The organism is Ralstonia sp. Ralssp135, assembly GCF_047304345.1.
Taxonomy (GTDB): domain Bacteria; phylum Pseudomonadota; class Gammaproteobacteria; order Burkholderiales; family Burkholderiaceae; genus Ralstonia; species Ralstonia chuxiongensis.
The window spans coordinates 34,784-59,059 of record NZ_JBGLYZ010000021.1 but is presented as its reverse complement, the minus strand read 5'-3'; the positions used below and the strand labels follow the sequence as shown (position 1 = coordinate 59,059).

Genomic DNA, 24,276 nt, shown 5'->3' with positions numbered 1-24,276 from the left:
GTGGGTGCAAATCAGACGTGATAGACGTCGAGCACCTGCCGGATGTAGTCGTTCTTCAGGACGATCTTCTTTGATGCGATCAGAAAACCATCGCCGGCGCGGCGCAGGGTGACGAACATCGTGCCGAAGAAGTGGTCGGTGGTTTTGTACCGGTGGCTGAGCGTGTGAAAGTTGTAGCGCACGTCGACCTCATCGCCGCGTTCGGCAACGACTTCCACGTTGGCGACGGTGTGACTGGTTCTCGGCTCCGGCGTTGAAGCGCCGCTGCGTTCGGTCTTGATGCGAAAGACGCGATCCTCCAGCCCGCAGCGATTGGCGTAGTACATCAACGAGATCTGGCTCTGCGGGTCATCGGTCAACTGGTCGTCGTCATCCCATGCGGGCATCCAGTAGGTCACGTCTTCTGCGTAGCATTCGAGCCACGCGTCCCACTGGCGGTCGTCAAGCAGTCGCGCCTCGCGGTACAGGGCGGCGCAGATGTTCTGGTAATCCGTGCTCATGCCGGCACCCCTTCGCATTCCTGCTTGAGCGCCTCGCGCATGACGCGCACCCAATATTCGTGCTGGCAGACGAACAGGCCTTCGTCTTCACTACGCTCGCCCGAGATGAGCGGCTTCAATCCCATCCTGGTTGCGTTCTCGTCAGGGCCGTGAATCCACAGCGGCGCCCCGCGCGACAGGTCGTTCCACAGCGCGGTAGTGCCGGCATATCCGTTCTGGCAGGCGCGGAATTCCTCCAGGTCATCGGCGGTGCCCATGCCGGTGACGTTGAAGAAATCCTCGTACTGGCGGATACGCGTTGCACGGTCGGTTGCGCTCTCGCCTTTCGGCGCGAAACAGAAGATGGAGACCTCTGTCTTGTCGACACTGATTGGCCGGACCACGCGAATCTGCGTGCTGAACTGATCCATCAAAAACACGTTCGGATACAGGCACAGGTTGCGGGTCTGGTTGACGATGAAGTCCGTCTGGATTTCACCCACGCGCGCCTTGATTTCGTCACGGTGCGCATAGACGGGCCGCACCTCCGGATTCATCGTCTTGGTCCACAAGAGGATGTGACCGTGCTCGAACCCATAGACGCCCGCCACCGACTTGCTCCAGCTGTTCGCATCCACCGCCTGGGTACCGCCTTCCTTGCGCCGCCCCATCGTTGCGGCGTAGTTCCAGTGCACGGTGCTCACGTGGTAGCCATCGCAGCCGTTCTCCATCTGCATCTTCCAGTTGCCGTCATAGACGTAGGAAGAATTGCCGCGCAGCACTTCCAGGCCATCGGGCGACTGATCGACGATCTGGTCGATGATCACCCGCGCTTCGCCAAGGTAGGTCTCCAGCGGCTGCACGTCGGCATTGAGGCTGCCGAACAAGAAACCACGATAGTTCTGGAACCGCGCCACCTTCTTCAGGTCATGCGAGGCATGCGTGTTGAACTGCACCGGATACTCGGTGGTCTTCTCATCCTTCACCTTGAGCAGCTTGCCGGTGTTGGAAAACGTCCAGCCGTGGAACGGGCACGTGAAGCTGCCCTTGTTGCCATGCTTGCGGCGACACAGCATCGCGCCCTTGTGCGCGCACGCGTTGATGACCGCATGCAGCTCCCCGGTCTTGTCGCGGGTGATGACGATCGGCTGGCGACCGATCCACGTGGTGTAGTAATCGTTGTTGTTCGGAATCTGGCTTTCGTGCGCCAGATACACCCAGTTGTTCTCGAAGATGTGCTTCATCTCCAGCTCGAACAGATCCGGGTTGGTGAAGATGTCGCGGCGGCAGCGGAAAATGCCGGCCTCTTCGTCATCCACCACGGCGGTTGACAGCAGTTGGTCCAGTTCGCTGGCTTTATCAATCAGGGCGGACATGGTCTTCTCCACGTTGAGGCACTCGGCCTCAAGCCTCGGCCGAAGCGCGCAGGCGATTCACGCGCTGGTTGTCCTTGCCCTGAACCAGCGGCGTCAGGGCAATATCGAATTCAATGTCTTTGTACGCATCGGCCTTCAGGGCGAGCGCGGCACCACCGGTTTTTTCCACCACGTGCGGAATCAGTTCTTCGCGCGTGGCATAGGCAAAGTCGTCCCAGATCAGCGGATCGCCTTCGATGTTGAATTGCGTCGTCAGCTTGCGGTGGCCATTGCTCGTGACGAAGAAGTGCACATGCGCAGGCCGGTTGCCGTGGCGGGCAAGCCCGTTCAGCAGCTGCTGCGTGGCACCTTGCGGCGGGCAGCCGTAGCCCACCGGCATCAGCGTGCGGAATTCATATTTGCCATCGGCACCGGTCCTGACCGCACCGCGCAGGTTGAACGGGCTTTGCGCACCGGTCGGATCGAAATGCGAATAGAAGCCGTTCGAGTTCGCATGCCAGCATTCGACCACCGCGCCAGCCACCGGCTTGCCGTCGGCACCGGTCACCGTGCCGTGAATGATCAGCGGGCCCGCAGCCGGATCCGGGTCGATATCGATCCTGGACACGCCATCGCGCACCGTCGTGCCCGCCACGTACAGGGGACCCTCAATCGTGCGCGGCGTACCGCCGTTGATGCCAAGCGCCTCGTCCGCAGCGTCCATGCGGATATCGAGATACTTCTCCAGGCCAACGCCTGCCGCCAGCAATGCGGCCTCGCCGTCCTGGCCGAGCTTGTTCAGGTAGTTGATGCCCGCCCAGACTTCATCGGGCGTGATGTCGAGGTCGTCGATGGCCTTGAACAGATCGGCCAGCAAACGATGGGTGATCTGTTTCAGGCGGGCGTTGCCCTCCTTGCCATCCAGATTGGTGGCGGCCTTCAGCAGGTCCTGCACTTCTTTCGTTTGGAATACGCGCGCGTTCATGATGGGTGTCTCCACGTGGTTTTCTGGGGGGAATGTCTCAGGCGGGATCTCAATCGTCCGTGCCGTGAACTGACGAGGGGTGACGGCACAGCGGTGTTACCGAAATCTCCATGTACGGAAACAGCGGCAGCGCCGTCAGGATGTCGTGCAGTTCTGTATTGCTCTGCACGTCGAAGACACTGACGTTCGCGTACTCGCCAACCAGGCGCCAGATGTGGCGCCACTTGCCGCTGCGCTGCAGATCTTGCGAGTAGGCTTTCTCGCGCGCCTTGATCTCGTTGGCGACATCGGCGGGCATATCGGCCGGCAGGCGGACATCCATGCGAACGTGGAACAGCATCGTGGGCTCCTTGGTGGGTGTCTTGGTCTGGTTGTTCTTATTGGCGGCGCAGGCGCGCCAGCTTGTCGCGGTCAATCTGGATGCCCAGGCCGGGGCCGGTGGGCACCTGCAACATGAAGTCGCGGTACTGCAGTGGCTCGGTCAGCAGTTCTTGCGTGAGCAACAACGGTCCGAACAGCTCGGTGCCGAACTGCAGTTCGCCAAAGGTGGAAAACACGTGGGCGGAGGCTGCCGTGCCAACGGCGCCTTCGAGCATCGTTCCGCCGTACAGGCCGATGCCCGCAAGCTGCGCGATGGCGGCGACTTGCATGGCCGGCACGAGGCCGCCGGATTGCGCGATCTTTACTGCGAAGACGTCGGCGCTGGCAGAGCAGGCCAACTCAAATGCGTCCAGCGGACCATGCAGCGCTTCGTCGGCCATCATCGGCACGGCGAACTGGCGAGCGAGGCGTTCCAGCGCGGCGCGGTTCTCGGCACGCACCGGTTGTTCGATCAAGTCGATGCCGCCGGCCTGCAACGCGGCGATGCCATTGGCGGCGTCAAGCTCGCTCCAGGCCTGGTTGACGTCCACGCGCACGCTCACGGCATAGCCCAGGGCGCGCTTGATGGCCAGCACGTGGGCAACATCGTCTGCCACCGGGCGCAGGCCGATCTTCAGCTTGAAGATGCGGTGGCGGCGCTCAGCCAGCATCGCCTCTGCCTCGGCAATGTCCTTCTTGGTGTCGCCACTGGCGAGCGTCCAAGCCACCGGCAGCGCATCACGCAGCCGGCCGCCGAGCAGCTCCGACAGCGGCACGCCAAGCCGGCGGGCCTGCGCATCCAGCAGCGCCGTTTCCAGCGCGCACTTGGCAAAGCGGTTGCCCTGGATGGTCTTTCGCACCTTTGCCATGGCAGCCGCCACATTGCGGGCCTCCATGCCGATCAGCAGCGGCGCGATGTGCGTGTCGATGTTGACCTTGATGCTCTCGGGGCTTTCTTCGCCGTAGTTGAGGCCGCCAATGGTGGTGGCCTCGCCCCAACCTTCGATGCCGTCTTCGCAGCACACATGCACGAGGACGAGCGTCTGCGTGTGCATGGTGGCGACGGACAGTTTGTGCGGACGGATGGTGGGCACATCCACTAGAATGGCCTCGATCGAGCGAATCATGTTTTCCAGGTATCAGAAGAACTGCTATCAACGTGGAATCCAGATTACGCAACGCGATTTATTGCGTCCAACACCGATTTAGTATCAGTTTCATACCCATCAGGTATAAAAAATGGAGCTGCGCCACCTTCGCTACTTCGTTGCCGTCGCTGAAGAGCTGAACTTCACGCGTGCCGCTGAACGGCTGCACATCGCGCAGCCGCCGCTCTCAAGGCAGATCCAGCAGTTGGAAGAGGAAATCGGCGTGCTGCTGTTCGAGCGCGGCAGCCGCCCGCTCAAGCTCACCGAAGCCGGCCGCTTTTTCCACGCGCACGCGCGGCAGTTGCTCGCGCAAACCGCAGAACTTGCGTCGATGACGCAGCGCGTGGGTCAGATCGAGCGGCGCATGTCCGTCGGCTTCGTGGCGTCGACGCTGTATGGGATGCTGCCGAAGGTCATCCGGCGCTTTCGGGCGGAATACCCGATGGTCGATCTGACCATGCACGAGATGACCACCATGGACCAGATCCAGGCGCTCAAAGATGGCCGCATCGACGTCGGGTTCGGCCGCATCCGCTATGAAGACCCGAACGTGCGGCGCATCCTCCTGCGCGATGAGCGATTGATCGTCGCGCTGCCGTCAGGCCATGCGCTGCTGGACGGCAGGACGACCGTATCCCTGCGCGACCTTGTCGGCGACACGCTCATCATCTATCCACGCACACCGCGTCCAAGCTATGCGGACCAGGTGCTCGCCCTCTTCCACGACCGCGCGCTCGAACCCAGCAAGATCTACGAGGCACGGGAATTGCAAATTGCGCTGGGGTTGGTCGCCGCGGGCGAAGGTGTGTCGGTGGTGCCGCGCAGTGTGGCGGGTTTGCGGCGCGAAGATGTCTGCTACATGGAACTCGACGATCCGCAATTGGTCTCCCCCATTATCTTCAGCACGCGCCTGCTCGACGAGTCTGAAGACATCCAGGCCATGCTGGCGCTGACGTATCGGTTGTATGACGAGCAGAAGATCCCGTATTACGCGCCCTCGTAAGGCTTGCAATGGTGGCACCAAAGTTACAAGCCGCTGGACACGACGGCCGCATGGGCTAGATTGAAGCAAGGCGCCCGTCCGCCTGCGATTGGAGCGCAAGCGAGTGAAAAGAATACGCCGCCCCATCATCATCAAGTTGGCCCTCGTCGTGGCGCTGCTGCTTGCGATGGCCGCCTTGCTTGTCGCTCACGAATTCCGCACCTCCGCCTGGCAAGCCCGCTACTTCGCGCATCTGGCGAAATCGCAAACCTTTCCCGTCAAGCCGGGGCCAAACAATTCGGCCCGCTACCCGAACTCCGGCCCCTACGACCAGCGGCTCGGTTATCACGACCTCCCCACGTTTCTAGACCGCCTGCGCTCGCGCGGTTACATCGTTGCCCAGCAGGCCCTGCCATCCAAAGAGATGGTCGCGCGAATGGACAGCGGCATGAATCCGCCCTATCGCGAGAAAGACCAAGCCGGCCTGGAATTGCTCGACGACGATGGCCGGCCGATCTACCGCGTGCGGCACCCCGAACGTGTGTATGACAGTTTCGCGTCGGTACCGCCGCTGCTGGTCAACTCGCTGCTCGCCATCGAAAACCGAACGCTGTTGCAGACCGAATACCCCAAGCGCAACCCGGCCGTGGAGTGGTCACGCCTGGCGCGCGCCGTGTGGGACCGCGCCCTGCATGCCGTCAACCCGGCGCATGAATCGCCCGGCGGCAGCACGCTTGCCACGCAAATCGAGAAGTACCGCCACTCGCCCGAAGGCCGCACCGATTCCCCCAGCGAAAAGCTGCGTCAAATGTTTTCAGCATCCGCGCGCGCTTACCTGAACGGGGAAGACACCACAGTCACGCGCCACCAGCTCGCCGTCGATTATCTGAACACCGTACCGCTGGGGGCGCGCGCCGGGTTTGGCGAGATCCAGGGGATTGGCGATGCGCTGTGGGTCTGGTACGGACGCGACTTCGCACAGGTGAATGGGCTGCTGTCGGCCAACTCAGCCGCGCCACTCGCAGACCGTGCGCTGGCGTACAAGGAGGCGTTGAGCCTGCTCGTATCGCAGCGGCGGCCGTCGTATTACCTTGAGAACCTCGATGAACTCGAAACCTTGACCAACGCCTATCTGCGCGTGCTGGCCGTATCCGGCGTGATTCCGCCAGCGCTGCGCGATGCGGCGATCGCGCAATCGCTCAAGCAGCAAGCCCTGAACACCCGCGTGCCGCCTCCGCCCATCGAGCACAAAGGCACAAACGCCGTGCGCGTGAATCTGGCGGGCATGCTCGGGATCTCGCGCATGTATGCGCTCGACCGTCTCGACCTGACCGCCAGCAGCACGCTAGATGCGCCGTTGCAGCGCGATATCTCCACTGAGCTGCGCAAGCTGCGCGACCCGGCACAAGCCAAGGCCGCAGGCCTCGTCGGCGACATGATGCTGGAACGCGGCGACCCGCGCGGCGTGACTTACAGCTTCACGCTCTATGAACGGGCGCCGGGCGGCAACCGCGTGTTGGTGCAAGCCGACACGTTCGACAAGCCGTTCGACATCAACGAAGGCGTCAAGCTGGATCTGGGCTCAACGGCCAAGCTGCGCACGCTGGTGACGTATCTCCAGATCGTGGCCGAGCTGCACAAGCGCTATGCCGACCAGCCTGCGGCCGCGCTGCGCAAGCTCAACATCCCCGTGCAGAATCCGATCGAGCGCTGGGCGGTGGACTACCTCGCCCACACGCAAGACCGGTCGCTCAAGGCGATGCTCGATGCATCGATGGAGCGCAAATATTCCGGCAACGCTGGCGAATGGTTTGCCACCGGCGGCGGCATGCAGAGCTTCGAGAACTTCGAGAAATGGGAAGGCACGCAGAACTTCACGGTGCGTGAGGGGCTCAAGCACTCCGTCAATCTCGTGTTCGTACGGATCATGCGCGACATCTCGCGCTACTTTCAGCACCAATTGCCCAACGCCGGCGCCGAGGCGTTGACCAACCCCGATTCCCCGCAGCGGCAGGTCTACCTGCAACGCTTTGCCGACCGCGAAGGCAAGCTGTTCATGGGGCGGTTCTACGCAAAGTACAAGGGCAAGACCGACCAGGAGCGCGAAGCCATCCTGGTGCAAAGCACACGTGCCACACCGGTGCGCTTGGCCACGATCTACCGCAGCATCGACCCGGAAGCCGGCCCGGGCAAGCTCGCAGCGTTCATCCGCAGCTACCTGCCGGGCGCAAAGCTGGATGAGGCCGAACTCACCAATCTGTACGAGAAGTATTCCGTCCAACGTTTCGACCTGGCCGACCGCGGCTACATCGCACGGCTGCATCCGCTGGAACTCTGGCTGGTGGCCTACCTGCGAACTCATCCGCAAGCCACGCTCACGCAGGTGAACGAGGCAAGCGCCGATGAGCGCTTGTCCGTCTACAAATGGCTGCTGCAATCGCACCGCAAGGCCGCGCAAGACAAGCGCATCAAACAGATGTTGGAGATTGAAGCGTTCCAGCAGATTCACGCCATGTGGAAGCGGCTGGGATATCCATTTGAATCGCTGGTGCCGTCATACGGCACGGCCATCGGCGCATCGGCAGACCGGCCGGCATCGCTGGCGGAGCTGATGGGCATCATCGAAAACGACGGCATTCGCCTGCCTAGCGTACGCATCGACCGCCTGCGCTTCGCCGCCGACACGCCGTACGAAGTGATGCTCTGCCGCGACCCCAGCGCTGGAGAACGTGTGCTGCCGCCCGAAATTCCGCCTTTGGTCAAGTCAGCGCTGGCCGGCGTCGTCGAAGGCGGCACCGCCAAGCGGATCTCCGGAACGTTCGTTCAGAAGGATGGCAAACCCATCGCCATCGGCGGTAAAACCGGCACCGGCGACAATCGCTTCAAAACCTTCAGCCGCGGCGGCGGCCTCATCTCCGAGCGAGTCGTCAGCCGCTCCGGCGCGTTTGTCTTCTATTTGGGAGACCGCTACTTCGGCACCGTCGTCGCATATGTAGCCGGCGCCGACGCTGCCAAGTACAAATTCACCAGCGCACTGACGGTGCAAGTGCTAAAAGTCCTGGCGCCCACGCTGATGAACCACCTGAACCTGCAAGACGAGGCGCCAGCCTTCAACTGCAAGGTGCCGCAGGCCATGGCGCCGGAACAAAAGCTGGATTGACCCTCACCGCAACGACCGCTGCAACCAAATCGCCCCCGCGCAAACCAACGCCACCACCGCGCCCCAGGCAAACAAATCTCCCACAGCCAACAACGTCGCCTGCCGGTCAATCTCGGCGGAGATGCGAATCAACTCCGAACCCTGCAACGGATGCGGCCACTGCCAAGCAGGCGTCAGCGCGCTTACGTGCCCGACCAGGTCGGTGCGATGCTGCGCCTGTCCGCGCTGCAGTAACAGCGTGGCTCCCATCGTCCCAAACGCCTGCGCCCAAGCCCGCATGATTCCCTTGAACTGGTAGGCATGGCCGAAATCCTTGGCCGGCAAATCCACGTAAGACAGCCCCGCCACCTGGATCACCACAAACATCCCCACCATGCCTTCGATCATGAACCCCGGCACCACTGCCGCCACCGAAGCCCCCGGCATGGCCACACGCGACATCCACAGCAGCGCAGTCGCCATCAGCACAAAGCCGATGGAAATCAGCACGCGCTTGGTTGGCAGCACATTCGTCAACTGAAAGTTCAGGATGCCCAGCACCACCGTTACCAAGCCGCCCAGGCTCATCAACTGGGCGGTGGTCTCGTAACGGAAGCCCAAACCGTTCTGCAGCAGGCTCGACGAGAGAAACCCCCAGGCGCTCGCAAACATGTAATAGATGGCGTAGAACACCATGCCCATCAGGAAACGCCGCTGCAACGTCGCCCGCAAATCGACCCACGGCACGGGATGGCCCGTCTGGCGAATGCCAACCCAGATGATGAGCGTCACCACCGCAATGATCGGCACCACTTGCGCGGGCGAACCATCGGGGTGAATGAAGCGGGCCTGCTGGAAGCCATGCAGCGCAATCAGCGCCGCCAGCCCAAACGCGATGGCCGAGGGCCAGTCGAGCGACGCGAAATCGCCCTTGCGCTCGTGCATCTTTGGGTGCGGATAGAACGCCGCCACGAGCCCGCACACCACCACCGCCACCAGCAACTGCGCGACGAAGATGGCGCGCCAGCCAAATTGCTCCGTGAGCGCCGCCGACAGCATCGGTGACACGCAACTCAGCCCGAAGATGCCGTAGATCATGCCCTTCATCATCGTGCGGCGTTCGTGCGCGGGGCTGTGCTGCACAAAGATGCGCGAGGTGGACAGCATCGGCCCGCCGCCAAACCCCTGCACCGCCCGGCCGACGATCAGCATCGTGCCGCCCTCGGCAGCCGCGCACATCAGCGTGCCGACGATGAAAACAAGCAGCGACAGCAGAGTGTGCTTCCGGTACGTCATGTGATCGGCCAGCCGGCCCATCACCAGAATCGCCAGGCTGGCCGCTGCCGCATACGCCGTCACGGCCCACAGATACACATCTTGTGACGCCAGCACCCCGCCTTCGATATGCGGCCCGGCAATCGAGAACATCAGGTTGGACATGTAGTCCACGCCCGTTGCCAAGCCAATCACCATGCCCACCATGCGCAATTCCATCCGGCTGCCGACGGTCGATGCGGCGGCCGGTTTGCGCGGTGCGGGCGGCGGAGAAACCGTGTGGTCTGTGCTTGGCGTGTTCATGCAGGGATGGTAATTTGCCTCGAAACCGGCGGAAATCGCCTGCTAACAAATTCATTGTTCAACTATGCGAACGACGGACTGGAACGACTGGGACACTTTTTGCACCGTGGCCACGCTCGGCAGCTTCACGCGTGCGGCCGATCGGCTGGGGTTGCCCAAGTCGTCGGTCAGCACGGCGGTGTCGCGGCTGGAAGGCAAGATGGGCGTGCGCCTTTTCGAGCGCAGCACACGCCGCCTGCGCCTGACCGATGCCGGTGAAGCCCTGCTGCGCGACGCCGGCCCATTGTTCCAGCGGCTGCGCGAAGTTTCGGAAGATGCCGCAGCGACGTTCCAGTCACCCGCCGGCACCTTGCGCATTGCCATGCCGTATGAGTTTGCCGCCAAGCAGCTCGCCGAGGTGGTGCTGGAAGTCATGCGCGAGCACACCGGCTTGCGCATCGAGGTGGATGTCGCGCCGCGCCAGATCGACCCGCTCGCCCAGGGCTACGACATCATGCTGACCGTGCCGCGCGGGCCGTTGCCCGATTCCGGCCTCGTCGCCCAGCGCGTCTTTGACTTGCGGCGCGCCGTGGTCGTCGCCCCGCAGCTGCTGGAGCGTCTTGGGCCGCTCACCCACCCAGACCAGCTCGCCGATTGGCCCTGCCTCGGTACCTCAAACGAAGCCGAATGGCAGTTCCGCACGCCCGGCGGCGAGACGATCAACCTGCCGCTGGACTTCCGCATGCGCACCTCCAACAGCGAGTTGCGCATGCAGGCCGCGATTGCGGGTCTGGGTGTCGCTCGCATCACCTCCGTGTTTGCTACCGACCTGATCGCTTCAGGCGCGCTTCAGGAAGTGCTGACGGATTTCCAATCCCCGCCGATGCGCGTGTATGCCGTATTTCCAGGCCGCCGCCTGATGCCCGCCAAGGTCAAGGTCTTCATGGACGCCCTGCACCGCCGCATAGAGCATTCCCGCCAACACACCGACATGCGGCCCACCTTTGTCGACGAAGCTGCCGCTTCCTGGCCGCCTGAGTCGCTGCTCTGATTTTCAATCTTCCTTTTTTATCTACGCAAAGCCATGCGCCCGTTCACCAAATTCCCCGTCTTGATTGCCGCGCTCGCTCTGAGCACCGTTGGCTGCTCTCGCGCCGAAGATATCGGCAGCGTCAGCACCAATTTCCGCATCACGGGCTCTGACAAGATCGTCATCGAAGCCTTTGACGATCCGCTCGTGCAGGGCGTGACCTGCTACGTCTCGCGGGCCCGCACCGGCGGCATCAAGGGCACGCTGGGCGTGGCCGAAGACGTGAGCGAAGCCGCCGTGGCCTGCCGCCAAGTCGGTGACATCAGCTTCGTCAAGCCCCTGCCGCAGCAGGACGACATGTTCACGCAGCGACTGTCGCTCGTCTTCAAGACGCTGCACGTGGTGCGCACGGTCGATCGCAAGCGCAATGTGTTGGTCTATCTGACGTATTCAGACAAGGTCATTTCGGGCAGCCCGAAGAACAGTGTGACGGCGGTGCCGATCCCGGCCAGCCAACCCATTCCCGTCAAGTGAGGCGCAAGACGTATAGAAAAGCGATGCCTGCACCACATTGGTGCGGCGCAACGCCAGCGTGGTGGCCGAGCAACGGTAGACGGCGCAAAAGGGGTGCATACGTAAGCCTACGTATGGTGCATTGCGTCATCTGGTGTATGATCAGGGTATTCCCTAACCGGGATTTCCCTAAGAGGCCAATCATGCAAAACACGAACGACCTGAAGCTGACCGATCAACTCGAACGCGAACTGATCGAGCGCGAAATGTCCGAAGGTATCTACTACTATCGTCGTCCGAGCGGCCAATCGTTCTCGTTCGCCCAGTTCTTCTCGGCAATCGCGAACCTGTTCGGCACGCACCGCACCGCCAAGGCCTAACCCGCCACGCTATTGTTGATGGGCGTGTGCCCAGGTTAGCTGTATGCAGCAATCGCAGTTTCAGTAGCACCGTGCGCCGGCCGTGTGTCATCACACCCGCCGCCACACCCGCCAGGTCATGACCGCCTGGTGCCAATCGAGGGCCGGATTCCGGCCCTTTGTCATTTCTGCGGCATTTGTTTGGTTTGTCTGCGTGCCGCAGCATCGCCCTTTTTCCTCCGACCAGCTCACCGCGCTGCGGTTGTCTTCTGGTCCGCCTGTGCTTTACTGAGTAGAGCCGCGACCACCGATATCGAGACCACGCGCGCATCTTCGCAGCAACGAAGGCGCACAGCATGGCACCCGGCGCCCATCCCCCAAGGAGACTCCCATGGCGATCAGCCTCAAGCTGTCGGTCAACGGTGCGCCTGTCACCGTCAGTGTCGAACCCCATACCCTGCTAGTCCAATTGCTGCGCGAAAACTTGCGCTTGACCGGCACGCACGTCGGCTGCGATACGGCGCAATGTGGCGCCTGCACCGTCCATATGAATGGGCGCGCGGTGAAGTCCTGCAACATCCTGGCCGTGCAGGCTGACGGCGCCGAGGTGACCACCATCGAAGGGCTGTCGAAGGACGGCACACTGCACCCGATGCAGGAAGCCTTTCGCCAATGCCACGGCCTGCAATGCGGCTTCTGTACACCGGGCATGGTGATGGCCGCCACGGCGCTGGTTGCACAACACCCGCATCCCGATGAACACACGGTGCGTGAGCAGCTCGACGGAAATCTTTGCCGCTGCACGGGTTATCACAACATCGTGCGGGCCGTGATGCACGGTGCCGAAGCCATGGCTGAAGCTGAGGGCGACGATGCCTCTCTGCAAAGCCTGGCCGCAGCGCGCGCCCACGCCGCCTAACCCGAGCGAGGAGACCACCATGAACGCTCCCGCAGAACCCAACAACCATCTGATCGGTGCGTCCGTCAAACGCAAGGAAGATTTCCGCTTCCTGACAGGCGCCGGACAGTACACGGACGATGTCGTCCAGGCCCACCAGTCGTACGCGGTATTCCTGCGCTCGCCGTATGCGCATGCGCGCATCAAACACATCAATGCGGATGCCGCACGCAACCATCCGGGCGTGCTGGCCGTGCTTACAGGCGACGACCTGGCCGCCGACAAGGTCAACGGCCTGCCGTGCGGCTGGCTCATCCACAGCATTGACGGCACGCCGATGAAGGAGCCGCCCCACCCCGTGCTCGCGCAAGGCAAGGTGCGCCACGTGGGTGATCAGGTCGCGCTGGTGGTGGCTGAATCGGTGAAGATCGCCAAGGACGCCGTCGAGATGATCGACGTGGAATACGACGAACTGCCCGCCGTGGTCGACACTGCCACCGCAGATGCCGCCGGCACCGCCGTCCACGACGACGTGCCGAACAACACCTGCTACACCTGGGGCCACGGCGACAAGGCCGCCACCGACGCGGCGTTTGCCAAGGCCGCGCACGTGACGCACCTCGATATCGTCAACAACCGGCTGATTCCGAATGCGATCGAACCGCGCGCCGTCAACGCCAGCTATTCGCGCCAGGACGACAGCTACACGCTTTACGTCGCCAACCAGAACCCGCACGTGGAGCGCCTGCTGATGTCGGCGTTCGTGCTGGGCCTGACCGAAGCCAAGGTGCGCGTGATTGCGCCGGATGTGGGCGGCGGGTTCGGCTCGAAGATCTTCCTGTACCCGGAAGACGTCGCGCTTACGTGGGCATCGAAGAAGGTCGGCCGGCCGATCAAGTGGACGGCCGAGCGCTCCGAATCCTTCCTGACCGACGCGCATGGCCGCGACCACGTTACGCATGCAGAACTGGCGCTCGACGCGCAGGGCAATTTCCTCGCCATGCGCGTGCATACGACGGCCAACATGGGCGCGTATCTGTCGACGTTTGCCAGCAGCGTGCCAACCATCCTGTATGCGACGTTGCTTGCGGGCCAGTACAAGACGCCAGCCATCTATGCCGAGGTGAAAGCGGTATTCACAAACACCGCGCCCGTCGATGCGTATCGTGGCGCCGGCCGGCCTGAGGCGACGTATGTGGTCGAGCGCCTCGTTGAAACTGCCGCGCGCGAGTTGCAAGTTGACCCGGCTGAGCTGCGCCGCCGCAACTTCATCCGCACGTTCCCGTATGCCACGCCGGTGGGGCTGACGTATGACACGGGCGACTACGAACCGTGCCTTGACCGCGCCATCGAACTGGCCGATGTGAAAGGCTTTGCGGCCCGACGCGATGCCTCGCGCGCCAAGGGGCGGCTGCGCGGCATGGGCTATTCCTGCTACATCGAAGCGTGCGGGCTGGCGCCGTCGAACATCGCTGGGGCCCTAGGCGCGCGGGCTGGCCTGTTTGAAGCCGGCGAAATTCGTGTGCACCCGACGGGCTCCGTCACGGTCTTCACCGGCTCGCACAGCCACGGCCAGGGCCACGAGACGACGTTCGCGCAAGTGGTGGCCGATCGGCTAGGCGTGCCCATCGACAACATCGAGATCGTGCACGGTGACACCGGGCGCATCCCGTTCGGTATGGGCACGTATGGCTCGCGTTCGATTGCCGTGGGCGGCTCCGCCATCATGAAGGCACTCGACAAGATCGAGGCCAAGGCCAAGAAAATCGCCGCGCATCTGCTGGAGGCGTCGGCGGAGGACATCGAGTTCAAGGATGGCGTCTTCCGCGTGGCCGGCACCGATCGCACCAAGACCTTTGGCGAAGTCGCGCTCACCGCGTACGTGCCGCACAACTACCCGCTCGACAAGCTCGAACCTGGGCTGGACGAAAACGCCTTCTACGACCCGACCAACTTCACCTACCCGGCCGGCGCGTACATCTGCGAAGTGGAGGTGGATCCTGATACCGGCGAAGTCCACATCGACCGCTTCGTCGCGGTGGACGATTTCGGCAACATCATCAATCCGATGATCGTCGAGGGTCAGGTGCACGGCGGGCTTGGCCAGGGGATCGGACAGGCGCTGATGGAAGCGTGCGTGTACGACGAGAACGGCCAGTTGCTGACCGGCTCGTACATGGACTACGCCATGCCGCGCGCAGACAACCTGCCCAGCTTTACGGTGGAAACCGCCAAGGGCACGCCGTGCACGCACAACCCGCTGGGCGTCAAGGGCTGTGGCGAAGCCGGCGCGATCGGCTCGCCGCCGGCGCTGATCAACGCCATCGTCGACGCGCTGGCGCCGCTGGGCGTGAAGGACATCCAGATGCCAGCAACGCCGCATCGTGTCTGGCAAACCATTCAAGCGGCCAAGGCCTAGGCAGAGGAGCCCACCATGTACGATTTCGAGTACCAGAAAGCCACCGACGCCCAGACCGCCGTCACCGCGCTGAAGACGCACACCGACGCCAAATACCTTGGCGGCGGGCAGAGCCTGCTGGCAGCGATGAAGCTGCGGTTGGCGCAGCCGTCTACCCTGGTGGATGTGACGCGCATTCCGGGCATGTCGGGCATTCGCACGCAGCCCGGTGTGATTACGGTGGGCGCGGCCACACGCCATGCCGATGTGGCAGACAACGCCGACATCGCTCGCATGCTGCCCGCGCTGGGGGAACTGGCCGGCGGCATCGGCGACCGACAAGTGCGCGCGATGGGCACGCTCGGCGGCTCGCTCGCCAACAACGATCCGGCGGCGTGCTACCCGGCCGCTGTGCTGGGCCTGAACGCCACCGTCGTCACCGAGCGGCGCAACATCGCGGCGGACGACTTTTTCCTCGGCATGTATGAGACCGCGCTGGCCGCGGACGAACTCATCACCGAGGTGCAGTTTCCCGTGCCGGACCAGGCGGCCTACGTGAAATTCCGCAACCCGGCGTCGCGCTTTGCGCTGGTGGGCGTATTCATCAGTCGCAAGGGCAACAATGTGCGTGTGGCGGTCACGGGCGCGGCGCCGTGCGTGTTCCGTTGCACGCCGTTGGAGCAGGCGCTGGCCGCCAGCTTTACAGCAGAAGCCGCACGCAAGGTGGTGGTGCCCGCTGACGATCTGGTAGGCGATCTGCATGCCTCGCCGGAGTACCGGGCGCACCTCATTCCGGTATTGACGGCGCGCGCGGTCGAACAGGCATTGACGCACCATCACTGAGCGCCCGCCAAGGAACGGCATGCCAGTCGATTCCATCGACAACTGCATCGCGCAACTGCAAGGCCAGGGCTATTTCGCCAGCCGTGAGCTGGCCACGGCCTTGTTTCTTGCGTTGCGCATGCAGCGGCCGCTGTTTCTCGAAGGCGAGCCCGGCGTCGGCAAGACCGAGCTCGCGAAGGCGGCGGCGGGACTGCTCGGCACGTCGCTGCTGCGGCTGCAGTGTTACGAAGGGCTCGACACCGCCAGCGCGCTCTATGAATGGGATTACCCGCGCCAGATCATGGCGCTGCGGCTGGCCGAGGCCGCCGGCGAGAAACCGCGCGCAGACACGCTCTACCGCGATGAATTCCTCCTCAAGCGCCCGTTGCTGCAGGCGCTGCTGCCCGACCCACTCCATCCCGACACACCGCGCGTTCTGCTGATCGACGAGATCGACCGCGCTGATGAACCGTTCGAGGCGTTTCTGCTGGAGCTGCTGTCCGACTTCCAGGTGTCGATTCCCGAATTCGGCACGGTGCGCGCGCAGGTGATTCCGCTGGTCATCATGACGTCCAACCGCACGCGCGAAGTACACGACGCGCTCAAGCGGCGCTGCCTGTATCAATGGATCGGCTACCCCGATAAGGCGCGGGAGCTGCAGATCGTGGCGCAGCGCTCGCCCGAGACCTCTGCCCGCCTGCAGCAGCGCGCGGTCGATTTCGTGCACCGCCTGCGCGGCATCGACTTGTTCAAGGCGCCGGGCATTGCCGAAGCCATCGACTGGTGCCGCGCCTTGGTGGCGCTCAACGTGACCGAGCTCGATCCACAGTCCGTGCAGGACACGCTGGGCGTGCTGCTCAAGTATCAGGACGACCTGGCGCGCGTCGATACGCAAACTATCGAGCAACTGCTGGCCGCGCCCGCGCTGCCGGAGTAAGGCATGCAAGCGACCGTGCCGATGCAGCTCCCGATGCTGGCGCGCAACGTGACGCATTTCGTGCGGCTGCTGCGCAACGCCGGCATGCCGCTGGCGCCCTCGCGCGCCGTGGATGCCATCGAAGCCCTGAGCCATATCGACATCGGCCGCCGCGACGACGTAAAGGCCGCGCTGTCTGCCCTGCTCGTCTCGCATCCCGACGAACGCACGCTGTTCGATGCGGCCTTCAACGTGTTCTGGCGCGATCCGGACTGGGAAGGCAAGCTGCGCGCGCTGTTGCTGCCCAAGGTGCGTGGCGGCATTCCCGCAGCGCGCAGCAACCGCCTGGCCGATGCCCTGCGCGCGCAGCCGTCGACCAACCTTCCGCCGGGCCCGAAGCCCGATGGCGAACGCCATGACATCGTGGCGCCGCTGGCGTTTTCTGCAAACGAGGCCCTGCGCACGCGCGATTTCGACACGCTCAACGCTGCGGAATGGCGCACGCTGCAACACATGATCCGCCGCCGGCGCGTACATCTGGCGCAGGAGCGCACGCGCCGGCTCAAAGCAGCCTCGCGCGGGCGCCATCCGGACCTGCGTGCCACCGCCCGCCAGGCCGTGCGCGCCGGCGGCGAATGGACCGGCTGGAAATACCGCCAGCCCGTCGATCGCACACCGCCGCTGGTGCTGCTGCTCGACATCTCGGGATCGATGAGCCGCTATTCGCGCGCCGTGCTGTATTACTGCCACGCGCTGGTGCAATCGCGCGAGCGCATCCAGGCCTTCCTGTTCGGCACGCGGCTGACGAACGTCTCGCGGCAGCTGCGCGAGCGTGATCCGGATGTCGCCGTGCAAGCCATCGCGCAGCTTGTGCCGGATTGGTCGGGCGGCACGCGCATCGGCACAGCGCTGGCAGAGTTCAATCGCCAATGGGCGCGCCGCACGCTGTCCGGCCGTGCCACCGTCCTGCTCGTGACGGACGGGCTCGACCATGAGCATATCGACCTGCTCGACACCGAGATGGCGCGCCTGGCGCGCTTTGCCCATCGCATCGTCTGGCTCAACCCGCTGCTGCGCTTTGCCGGTTTTGAGCCGCGGGCACGTGGCGTGCGGGCCATCCTGCCGCATGTCGATGTGATGGTGCCGGCGCACCATTTCGACAGCCTGGCTGCGCTGGAGCACGAATTGGCGCATGCTCGCCGCACGCGCAACCCCCGCCCCCCAACCCCAGCCCGATCGACCGCGCCATGGAACTGACCCAGACCCATCTCTTGCCCGTGCCACTCCAGACCGCCTGGGATGCGCTGAACGACCCAGCCGTGCTGCAACGTTGCATTCCCGGCTGCGAGAGCATCACCGCCGCCGAAGGAGCGGCCAACCCCGCCTACGACGTCGCTATGACCGCCGCCGTCGGGCCCGTCAAGGCGCGCTTCAAGGGGCGCATGGAACTGGTCGATGTGGCGCCGCCGCGCAGCTACACGCTGCATTTCGACGGCCAGGGCGGCGCGGCCGGCTTCGGCAAAGGCAGCGCGCAGGTGCAACTCACGCCCGAAGGCCCCACGGTCACGCGGCTTTCTTACACCGCGACCGCGCAGGTGGGCGGCAAGCTTGCGCAAATCGGCTCGCGGCTCATCGACGGTGCTGCACGCAAGCTGGCCGACGAGTTCTTCCAGCGTTTTGCGGCCGAATTCGGCCCCGCAGATACGGCCGGCGCCGACGGACAGGCCGCGCCGCCCGTTGACGGCATGCCGGCCACGCAGGCAATTCCCGACCTCGCGGCCGGCCAACTGCAGGCTCATGGCGCACCGCCGGGCGCCGCCCCCAACGTCAGCCCGGCGCTGCAGCCGCGTAACCCATGGCCGTGGATCATCGTGGCGTTGGTGGCCGTGGCGGCCGCCTACCTGTTTTTGCACCACGGGGCATAATCGGTGCATTCCCCGCAACAGACACACAGCGCGCGAAAGCGCCGCTAACGCATCATGGACAGCGTCGATCTTGAAGTCTTGAAAACCAGCGTGCGCTGGCTGAAACAGGGGCGGCGCGTGCTGCTCGTCACGGTGGTCAAAACGTGGGGTTCGTCGCCGCGGCCCGAAGGCGCAATGCTCGCGCTGCGCGATGACGGCGTGGTCATCGGCTCGGTTTCAGGCGGCTGCATTGAAGATGACCTCATCGACCGCGTGCGCCGTGAAGGCCTGCATTACACCAAGCCCGAAGCCGTCAAATACGGCATCAGCGCGGAAGAAGCACACCGCTTTGGGCTGCCCTGCGGCGGTACGCTCCAACTCGTGCTGGAACCACTGAACGCCTCCAGCGGTATCGACGCCCTGCTGCGCGCCGTGGAGGCCGGCCAGCTCGTCGCGCGCACGCTGGACATGGCGACCGGTGTGTCGTCACTGCAGCACGCCACCGTCACCGACGGACTGCAGTTTGACGAAGCGCGCCTCGTGACGATTCACGGGCCGCGCTACCGGATGCTCGTCATTGGCGCGGGACAGCTCTCGCGCTACCTGTGCCAGATCGCCGTGGGTCTGGACTACCAGGTCACCGTCTGCGACCCGCGCGAGGAATACAGCGAAGAGTGGTCGATCCCTGGGGTGGCCATGGTCCGCACCATGCCCGACGATACGGTGATGGCCATGAAGCTCGATGAGCGCTGCGCCGTCATTGCCCTCACCCACGACCCAAAGCTCGATGACCTCGCGCTCATGGAAGCGCTCAAGACGCCAGCGTTCTACGTTGGCGCGCTCGGCAGCCGCCGCAACAACGCCAACCGCCGGGAGCGACTCAAGGAATTCGACCTGAGCGATGCCGAGCTGGCGCGCCTGCATGGCCCGGTCGGCATTTACATCGGCAGCCGCACGCCGCCGGAAATCGCCATCTCGATCCTGGCCGAAGTGACGGCCGCCAAGAACGGCGTATCGCTGCCGACCATCCTGCAAGTTGAAGGCGCCAAAGCCGCGCGCGAGATTGCTGCCAATGCCACGTCGAGTTGCGCAGTGCCGCAAACTTGAGTCAACCCTCTGATGGAATGGGGTGCTGAAAGGCACCTGAAAGGTTACATTCTTATAAATCGCTGATTGTGCGCAGGTTTCGGCCGCATCGCGTCACGCGAATCTTGCGGCCCGCGAACCCCGTTTCGTGTGCGCGGCTTCATCTGGCACGACTTGCCCCTCCCTGCCTCGAGCGTGCTGCCGATACGCGCCTCGCCGGTGCGGCAGCGGCAGTGTTGTTTGCAAGCGGGTTGGTCGCCCGTTTTGCCACCCAAGGGATTCAAGTTTTCTCGCATGAGTATTTTGCTAACCGGTGCGACCGGTTTCGTGGGCGGCGCCATTGCCGCCAATCTGGCAGCCAAAGGTTTGCTGGCCGACACACGCTTTGCCGTGCGCGGTGATACGCCCGCAGAAGGGTTGGCGCGGCTACGCAGCAACCTGCGCCGCTTCGAGTTTGCACAGGGCACGCTGGAGGGCATTAAGGAATCGCAGATCGTGCCATTCGACCTGCGCGAAGCCGGTGCCGCCAAGCTGGGCGATCCGGAAATCATCATCAACTGCGCGGCGCTGGCAACGTTCTCGAACCATCCGTCGCTGTGGGAAACCAACGTGGAGGGCGTGCTGGCGCTGGGCCGACTGGCGGCGCAGGGCAAACGCCTGAAGCGATTCCTGCAGATCGGCACGGCCATGTCGTGCGGCCAGTTGGCGGATCGCCATGTCAGCGAAAGCTGGGATGTCCCCCCGCTGGAGCAGCACGCGGTGCCTTACACGTATTCAAAGGGCATGGCCGAGCTGAAGCTTCGCGAAGACGTGCCCGAACTGCCGTTGGTGGTGGTGCGGCCGTCCATCGTGGTGGGTCATAGCACGCTGGGCTGCGAGCCGTCGGGCAGCATTTTCTGGATGCTGCGCATGGTGGCGCTGCTGGAGACATTCAGCTGCCGCTTGTCCGACCGCGTCGACATCCTGCCCGTGGACGACTGCGCCGAGGCCATCGTGCAACTGTCGACCAAGCCCACGCTGGCGCACGACCTGTATCACATCAGCGCCGGCGACGCGAACTCCGAGCGCATCGAAACGCTGTACCCGCGCTTCAAGCGTTGCAAGACGCCGGAAGAAGATGCCCAGGCGCTGGCCGGCTACGTGTATCAGGAAAAAATCGCCGAGAAAGCTTTGGCGCGTAAATTCCTGAGCCTGACGGGCGACGGCAATGTGCGACTGGTCGCGCGCTGCATCCACCTGTATGCCAAGTTCGCCAGCATGAGCTACGTGTTCGACAACACGCGGCTGGTGCAGGAGACCGGTTTTCAGCCGCGCTCCCTGCTCGCTTACCTCGACCGCTGTCTGGAGACGTCGGACGCCGTGCCGATCCCCGAGCAGATGCAGTGGGACTATAAGTAGCCGTCCGACCTCCCCGGCTCGCACGGCGTGTCATGGCGCCGTGCTATAACCATCGGCGCCATTCACCAAGACTCCGGTCACCACAACAAGGAGCCGCCGATGACGCTGCAAGCCCTCGTCCATCTCAATGTCGCCACGCTGGTGGATTCGTTCATCAGCCTTGCCTCGGCCTTTGCACTTGGGTCGCTGATCGGCTTCGAGCGGCAGGTCAGACAGCGGACTGCTGGGCTGCGCACCAACGCGCTGGTGGCGGTGGCGGCATCGGCATTCGTCGACATGGCCGCGCAGATCGGCACCGCATCGGACACCACCCGCGTGATCGCCTATGTGGTGTCGGGCGTCGGCTTTCTGGGTGCCGGCACCATCATGAAGGAAGGCCTGAACGTGCGCGGCCTGAACACCGCCGCCACGCTGTGGGGCTCGGCGGCTGTGGGTGCGGCAGCAGGCTCCGATCTTGTCGGCCAGGCCATTCTGATTACGCTGTTCGTGCTGGCCTCCAACATCCTGCTGCGGCCCGTGGTGGACCGCATCAACCGCACGCCGCTGGACAATCAGGCCAGCGAAGTCACGTACACGATGTGCGTCATCTCCACCAGCGAGCGCCAGAAAGAAGCCCTGGCCGATCTGGAACGCCTGCTTGAAGAGGCTCGCTACCCCGTCAGCGACCTGTCAGTCGAACCCTTTGGCGACGACCACGTAGAAATTGAAGCGATGCTGATGTCGACCGCCGTGAACGCGGCCGAGCTGGACCGCATCGTTGCGTCGCTGCAATCGCAGCCGCACGTGGCCCAGGCGTTCTGGAATCCGAGTACGACGGAGTGACCCGCCGCGCCGGCGCCAGATCAGGCCAGGCGCAAGGCTGCAAAGGTCGCGTTCGGCGCTTTCACGATTCCGCCTGTGCAAACGGCGCTACCCCACCACATTGAGGATTTGCATTGAAGCGCCGGCTACCTGATGCCACAGTCCGGCAAACCAGGCCCTATATTCCGGATCCGATATGTGCGCGTTCAGCGCGTCGAGATCGATCCACTTCTCGATAACGACAAGTTCGTTCGGATCAAACGGCGCCTGCCCGGGCAGCCCACTAGGCAAATGAACGGCCAAGCCGTACTCAATGCAGCCGGCCTTCTCTCGTGTGCGTGCGACGATCATCCGGAATGCTGCCGTCAAACTCTCCAGTTGACCGTCTTTGGCTTGTATCGCTGCGATTACATGGATCATGTCGGCCCGTCGTTTGCATTCAGGTTTGGCCGCAGTGACGGAAGCGCTGGCACATCCAGCAAATGCTGACGACTTCCAAACAGCGCATTTAGCAACGGCGCTTGGGCCAGGAAATGGTGCGGAAAGCCGAGCTCGATTTCGCTCGCCGCATCGAGCTGTTTCAACAGCGAGTCGTCGATTTCAAAATCGAGGCACTTCAGATTCTGCTCCATTTGCTGAAGCGTTCGGCCGGCGATCATTGGAATGACGCCACTCGGCCGTTGTCGAAGCCAGTTGAGCGCGACCTGGGACGGCGAACGGTCAAGCGACTGAGCGACTTGTGCAACTGAGGCGGCAATTTTCAGCGATCGTCTTGTCAGGCGTTCGCCGTTCAGCCACTCACCGCGTTTCGAATCTCCGATATGGACTTCGTCCCCGGTCAGCAAATACTTCCCACTCAACACGCCGCCGGCCAGCGGCGCCCACGCGAGTAGGCCAAGGCCCAATGCGCTCGCCATTGGTACGACATCGCGCTCGGCGGTACGATCGATCAGACTGTATTCCGCCTGGTAGCCGACAAATTTGGCCCAACCCCGAAGATTCGCTAGCGTGTGCGCTTGCGCGACACGCCAGGCCGGGGTGTTCGATACGCCGACATAAAGGACCTTACCTGCACGCACCAAGTCGTCAAGCCCATGCATCACTTCGTCGACAGGTGTCAGAGAATCCCATGCGTGCAGCCAATAGACGTCGATGTAGTCCGTATTGAGACGCTTAAGGCTGTGGTCGACCGCCCGCATCAGGCTTTTGCGGTGATTTCCGCCTCCATTGGGGCTATCGGGGCGCGTGCTGAGCGAATACTTGGTGGACACGACGAAATAGTCACGCTCCGACGCAATGAACTCGCCTACCAACTTTTCGCTCGTTCCTTGCGTATACGTGTTTGCCGTATCGATGAAATTCCCTCCGGCGGAGCAAAAGGCATCAAAGATCGCCCGGCTCTCTTCAGCCGAAGCGCCGAAATTCCAGTCTTCACCGAATGTCATCGTGCCGAGGCACAACTCCGACACGCGCAGGCCGCTCTCGCCTAAGAGCCTGTATCGCATCATCGCGCCTGCGCCGCTTCAACATCCGTCGAGAAGAACAGGCCCTCTCCGACTGGTTGCCACGAAGTGATCACTGCATCCGCAATCGGCTTACCGACCAACCGCTCCATCACCCAGTGCGCAAGGTATTGCCCCGACATGCAACCGCCCGCCGTAGCGACGTTCCCGTCTATCACGAGTGGTTCTTCCACCACCCATACCCCGTATTGTTCAAGAAGCGGTTTTGCCGATGGATACGTCGTCGCGCGCTTTCCATCGAGTAGGCCGAGGGCCGCCAGCAGAAGCGCACCCGAATCGACCGAACCGATCAATTGGCGTTCCGGGTTCAATTGAAACTGCGCTAGATAATCGGCGTCTCGAATCTTCGCTCGCGTTCCTTTTCCACTTGTGAAGAGCACGGCGTCGGCCGTATTGGCTTCGCTGAGCGGACCATGCATCGGTATGGTCAAGCCGGTCATTGACCGATGAAATGGGCCATCGCCAACGAGGGAAACATTCCAACCGGGAAGATGCACGCGATTCAGAAGATCCCAAACCAATATCAAATCGATATCCGTGAAATCGTCGAAGGCTACGATGCTAATGCGCACATCTTCGCCAGATGAATCAACCGATCCAGGCATAGGTCTATCACCATTCCT

Annotated in this window: 23 protein-coding genes; 14 read left to right on the top strand and 9 right to left on the bottom strand. The window is 63.3% G+C overall.

The annotated features are described in order from the left end of the window. Positions 1–11 precede the first annotated feature (11 nt). Genes benB through ACCD03_RS15555 form a run of 5 tightly spaced genes read right to left on the bottom strand, consistent with a single transcriptional unit; the run spans position 12 to position 4,306 of the window. Positions 12–500, bottom strand: a complete 489-nt coding sequence (gene benB, locus ACCD03_RS15575) for a benzoate 1,2-dioxygenase small subunit (RefSeq protein ID WP_413412212.1) — start codon at positions 498–500, stop codon at positions 12–14. Continuing rightward, the gene (locus ACCD03_RS15570; RefSeq protein ID WP_045206366.1) at positions 497–1,855 is read right to left on the bottom strand and encodes a Rieske 2Fe-2S domain-containing protein; all 1,359 of its coding nucleotides are present in this window, start codon (positions 1,853–1,855) and stop codon (positions 497–499) included. Before ACCD03_RS15570 ends, benB begins: the two co-directional genes overlap by 4 nt. 28 nt (positions 1,856–1,883) lie before the next feature. Beyond that, a complete protein-coding gene (gene catA, locus ACCD03_RS15565; protein ID WP_413412211.1) occupies positions 1,884–2,819 on the bottom strand; it encodes a catechol 1,2-dioxygenase in 936 nt (311 codons plus the stop codon). 49 nt (positions 2,820–2,868) lie between these two features. Next, the gene (catC, locus tag ACCD03_RS15560; protein ID WP_413412210.1) at positions 2,869–3,159 is read right to left on the bottom strand and encodes a muconolactone Delta-isomerase; all 291 of its coding nucleotides are present in this window, start codon (positions 3,157–3,159) and stop codon (positions 2,869–2,871) included. Positions 3,160–3,196: 37 nt separating this feature from the next. Then, the gene (locus ACCD03_RS15555) at positions 3,197–4,306 is read right to left on the bottom strand and encodes a muconate/chloromuconate family cycloisomerase (RefSeq protein ID WP_413412209.1); all 1,110 of its coding nucleotides are present in this window, start codon (positions 4,304–4,306) and stop codon (positions 3,197–3,199) included. A 112-nt stretch (positions 4,307–4,418) separates the two neighbouring features. Here ACCD03_RS15555 and ACCD03_RS15550 point away from each other — a divergent pair, with 112 nt between their 5' ends. Together ACCD03_RS15550 and ACCD03_RS15545 are read left to right on the top strand one after the other, a co-directional pair. Next, a complete protein-coding gene (locus ACCD03_RS15550; RefSeq protein WP_045206370.1) occupies positions 4,419–5,330 on the top strand; it encodes a LysR family transcriptional regulator in 912 nt (303 codons plus the stop codon). Positions 5,331–5,433: 103 nt separating this feature from the next. Next, on the top strand, positions 5,434–8,469 hold the full coding sequence (locus ACCD03_RS15545) for a transglycosylase domain-containing protein (RefSeq protein WP_413412208.1): 3,036 nt from the start codon (positions 5,434–5,436) through the stop codon (positions 8,467–8,469). A gap of 3 nt (positions 8,470–8,472) precedes the next feature. On the opposite strand, the gene ACCD03_RS15540 is transcribed toward ACCD03_RS15545, so the two are convergent. Then, on the bottom strand, positions 8,473–10,026 hold the full coding sequence (locus ACCD03_RS15540; protein WP_413412207.1) for an MFS transporter: 1,554 nt from the start codon (positions 10,024–10,026) through the stop codon (positions 8,473–8,475). Positions 10,027–10,090: 64 nt separating this feature from the next. Here ACCD03_RS15540 and ACCD03_RS15535 point away from each other — a divergent pair, with 64 nt between their 5' ends. From ACCD03_RS15535 to ACCD03_RS15480, 12 genes are all read left to right on the top strand, one after another. Further along, complete coding sequence (locus ACCD03_RS15535; protein ID WP_024975704.1) at positions 10,091–11,056, top strand: LysR family transcriptional regulator; 966 nt, start codon at positions 10,091–10,093, stop codon at positions 11,054–11,056. 33 nt (positions 11,057–11,089) lie between these two features. Further along, positions 11,090–11,569 (top strand): CreA family protein, encoded by a 480-nt coding sequence (locus ACCD03_RS15530; RefSeq protein WP_316677625.1) that lies wholly within the window; start codon positions 11,090–11,092, stop codon positions 11,567–11,569. A gap of 182 nt (positions 11,570–11,751) precedes the next feature. Beyond that, positions 11,752–11,928, top strand: coding sequence for a hypothetical protein (locus ACCD03_RS15525; RefSeq protein ID WP_009238172.1), 177 nt, complete (start codon positions 11,752–11,754; stop codon positions 11,926–11,928). A 370-nt stretch (positions 11,929–12,298) separates the two neighbouring features. Next, positions 12,299–12,826, top strand: a complete 528-nt coding sequence (locus ACCD03_RS15520) for a (2Fe-2S)-binding protein (protein ID WP_253539317.1) — start codon at positions 12,299–12,301, stop codon at positions 12,824–12,826. Positions 12,827–12,845: 19 nt separating this feature from the next. Then, a complete protein-coding gene (locus ACCD03_RS15515) occupies positions 12,846–15,224 on the top strand; it encodes a xanthine dehydrogenase family protein molybdopterin-binding subunit (protein ID WP_413412206.1) in 2,379 nt (792 codons plus the stop codon). Positions 15,225–15,239: 15 nt separating this feature from the next. Further along, positions 15,240–16,046, top strand: coding sequence for an FAD binding domain-containing protein (locus tag ACCD03_RS15510; RefSeq protein WP_413412205.1), 807 nt, complete (start codon positions 15,240–15,242; stop codon positions 16,044–16,046). A 19-nt stretch (positions 16,047–16,065) separates the two neighbouring features. Then, a complete protein-coding gene (locus ACCD03_RS15505) occupies positions 16,066–16,962 on the top strand; it encodes an AAA family ATPase (RefSeq protein ID WP_413412204.1) in 897 nt (298 codons plus the stop codon). Positions 16,963–16,965: 3 nt separating this feature from the next. After that, on the top strand, positions 16,966–18,198 hold the full coding sequence (locus ACCD03_RS15500; RefSeq protein WP_045206377.1) for a vWA domain-containing protein: 1,233 nt from the start codon (positions 16,966–16,968) through the stop codon (positions 18,196–18,198). Then, positions 18,189–18,866, top strand: coding sequence for an SRPBCC domain-containing protein (locus ACCD03_RS15495; protein WP_413412203.1), 678 nt, complete (start codon positions 18,189–18,191; stop codon positions 18,864–18,866). Before ACCD03_RS15500 ends, ACCD03_RS15495 begins: the two co-directional genes overlap by 10 nt. A 54-nt stretch (positions 18,867–18,920) precedes the next feature. Next, positions 18,921–19,952 (top strand): XdhC family protein, encoded by a 1,032-nt coding sequence (locus tag ACCD03_RS15490; protein ID WP_413412202.1) that lies wholly within the window; start codon positions 18,921–18,923, stop codon positions 19,950–19,952. A gap of 273 nt (positions 19,953–20,225) precedes the next feature. Then, on the top strand, positions 20,226–21,329 hold the full coding sequence (locus tag ACCD03_RS15485) for an SDR family oxidoreductase (protein WP_045206380.1): 1,104 nt from the start codon (positions 20,226–20,228) through the stop codon (positions 21,327–21,329). Between the two features lie 99 nt (positions 21,330–21,428). After that, on the top strand, positions 21,429–22,151 hold the full coding sequence (locus ACCD03_RS15480; protein ID WP_413412201.1) for an MgtC/SapB family protein: 723 nt from the start codon (positions 21,429–21,431) through the stop codon (positions 22,149–22,151). Positions 22,152–22,238: 87 nt separating this feature from the next. Here the strand turns inward: ACCD03_RS15480 and ACCD03_RS15475 are convergent, their stop codons facing one another. The 3 genes from ACCD03_RS15475 to ACCD03_RS15465 are packed head-to-tail and all read right to left on the bottom strand — an operon-like array spanning position 22,239 to position 24,258. After that, positions 22,239–22,550, bottom strand: coding sequence for a putative quinol monooxygenase (locus ACCD03_RS15475; RefSeq protein ID WP_413412200.1), 312 nt, complete (start codon positions 22,548–22,550; stop codon positions 22,239–22,241). Next, positions 22,547–23,635, bottom strand: a complete 1,089-nt coding sequence (locus ACCD03_RS15470; protein ID WP_413412228.1) for an aldo/keto reductase — start codon at positions 23,633–23,635, stop codon at positions 22,547–22,549. The genes ACCD03_RS15475 and ACCD03_RS15470 overlap by 4 nt, the downstream gene beginning before the upstream one ends. Next, a complete protein-coding gene (locus tag ACCD03_RS15465; protein WP_413412199.1) occupies positions 23,635–24,258 on the bottom strand; it encodes a DJ-1/PfpI family protein in 624 nt (207 codons plus the stop codon). Before ACCD03_RS15465 ends, ACCD03_RS15470 begins: the two co-directional genes overlap by 1 nt. Positions 24,259–24,276: the final 18 nt, after the last annotated feature.

Excerpts from the sequence above, each read along its gene's own strand:
- ACCD03_RS15485 (WP_045206380.1), top strand. The coding sequence starts at position 20,226 with ATGAGTATTTTGCTAACCGGTGCGACCGGTTTCGTGGGCGGCGCCATT.
- catC (WP_413412210.1), bottom strand. The coding sequence starts at position 3,159 with ATGCTGTTCCACGTTCGCATGGATGTCCGCCTGCCGGCCGATATGCCC.
- ACCD03_RS15540 (WP_413412207.1), bottom strand. The coding sequence starts at position 10,026 with ATGAACACGCCAAGCACAGACCACACGGTTTCTCCGCCGCCCGCACCG.
- ACCD03_RS15550 (WP_045206370.1), top strand. The coding sequence starts at position 4,419 with ATGGAGCTGCGCCACCTTCGCTACTTCGTTGCCGTCGCTGAAGAGCTG.
- ACCD03_RS15535 (WP_024975704.1), top strand. The coding sequence starts at position 10,091 with ATGCGAACGACGGACTGGAACGACTGGGACACTTTTTGCACCGTGGCC.
- catA (WP_413412211.1), bottom strand. The coding sequence starts at position 2,819 with ATGAACGCGCGCGTATTCCAAACGAAAGAAGTGCAGGACCTGCTGAAG.
- benB (WP_413412212.1), bottom strand. The coding sequence starts at position 500 with ATGAGCACGGATTACCAGAACATCTGCGCCGCCCTGTACCGCGAGGCG.
- ACCD03_RS15570 (WP_045206366.1), bottom strand. The coding sequence starts at position 1,855 with ATGTCCGCCCTGATTGATAAAGCCAGCGAACTGGACCAACTGCTGTCA.
- ACCD03_RS15525 (WP_009238172.1), top strand. The coding sequence starts at position 11,752 with ATGCAAAACACGAACGACCTGAAGCTGACCGATCAACTCGAACGCGAA.
- ACCD03_RS15470 (WP_413412228.1), bottom strand. The coding sequence starts at position 23,635 with ATGCGATACAGGCTCTTAGGCGAGAGCGGCCTGCGCGTGTCGGAGTTG.
- ACCD03_RS15520 (WP_253539317.1), top strand. The coding sequence starts at position 12,299 with ATGGCGATCAGCCTCAAGCTGTCGGTCAACGGTGCGCCTGTCACCGTC.
- ACCD03_RS15500 (WP_045206377.1), top strand. The coding sequence starts at position 16,966 with ATGCAAGCGACCGTGCCGATGCAGCTCCCGATGCTGGCGCGCAACGTG.
- ACCD03_RS15495 (WP_413412203.1), top strand. The coding sequence starts at position 18,189 with ATGGAACTGACCCAGACCCATCTCTTGCCCGTGCCACTCCAGACCGCC.
- ACCD03_RS15465 (WP_413412199.1), bottom strand. The coding sequence starts at position 24,258 with ATGCCTGGATCGGTTGATTCATCTGGCGAAGATGTGCGCATTAGCATC.
- ACCD03_RS15475 (WP_413412200.1), bottom strand. The coding sequence starts at position 22,550 with ATGATCCATGTAATCGCAGCGATACAAGCCAAAGACGGTCAACTGGAG.
- ACCD03_RS15555 (WP_413412209.1), bottom strand. The coding sequence starts at position 4,306 with ATGATTCGCTCGATCGAGGCCATTCTAGTGGATGTGCCCACCATCCGT.
- ACCD03_RS15510 (WP_413412205.1), top strand. The coding sequence starts at position 15,240 with ATGTACGATTTCGAGTACCAGAAAGCCACCGACGCCCAGACCGCCGTC.
- ACCD03_RS15505 (WP_413412204.1), top strand. The coding sequence starts at position 16,066 with ATGCCAGTCGATTCCATCGACAACTGCATCGCGCAACTGCAAGGCCAG.
- ACCD03_RS15530 (WP_316677625.1), top strand. The coding sequence starts at position 11,090 with ATGCGCCCGTTCACCAAATTCCCCGTCTTGATTGCCGCGCTCGCTCTG.
- ACCD03_RS15515 (WP_413412206.1), top strand. The coding sequence starts at position 12,846 with ATGAACGCTCCCGCAGAACCCAACAACCATCTGATCGGTGCGTCCGTC.
- ACCD03_RS15490 (WP_413412202.1), top strand. The coding sequence starts at position 18,921 with ATGGACAGCGTCGATCTTGAAGTCTTGAAAACCAGCGTGCGCTGGCTG.
- ACCD03_RS15480 (WP_413412201.1), top strand. The coding sequence starts at position 21,429 with ATGACGCTGCAAGCCCTCGTCCATCTCAATGTCGCCACGCTGGTGGAT.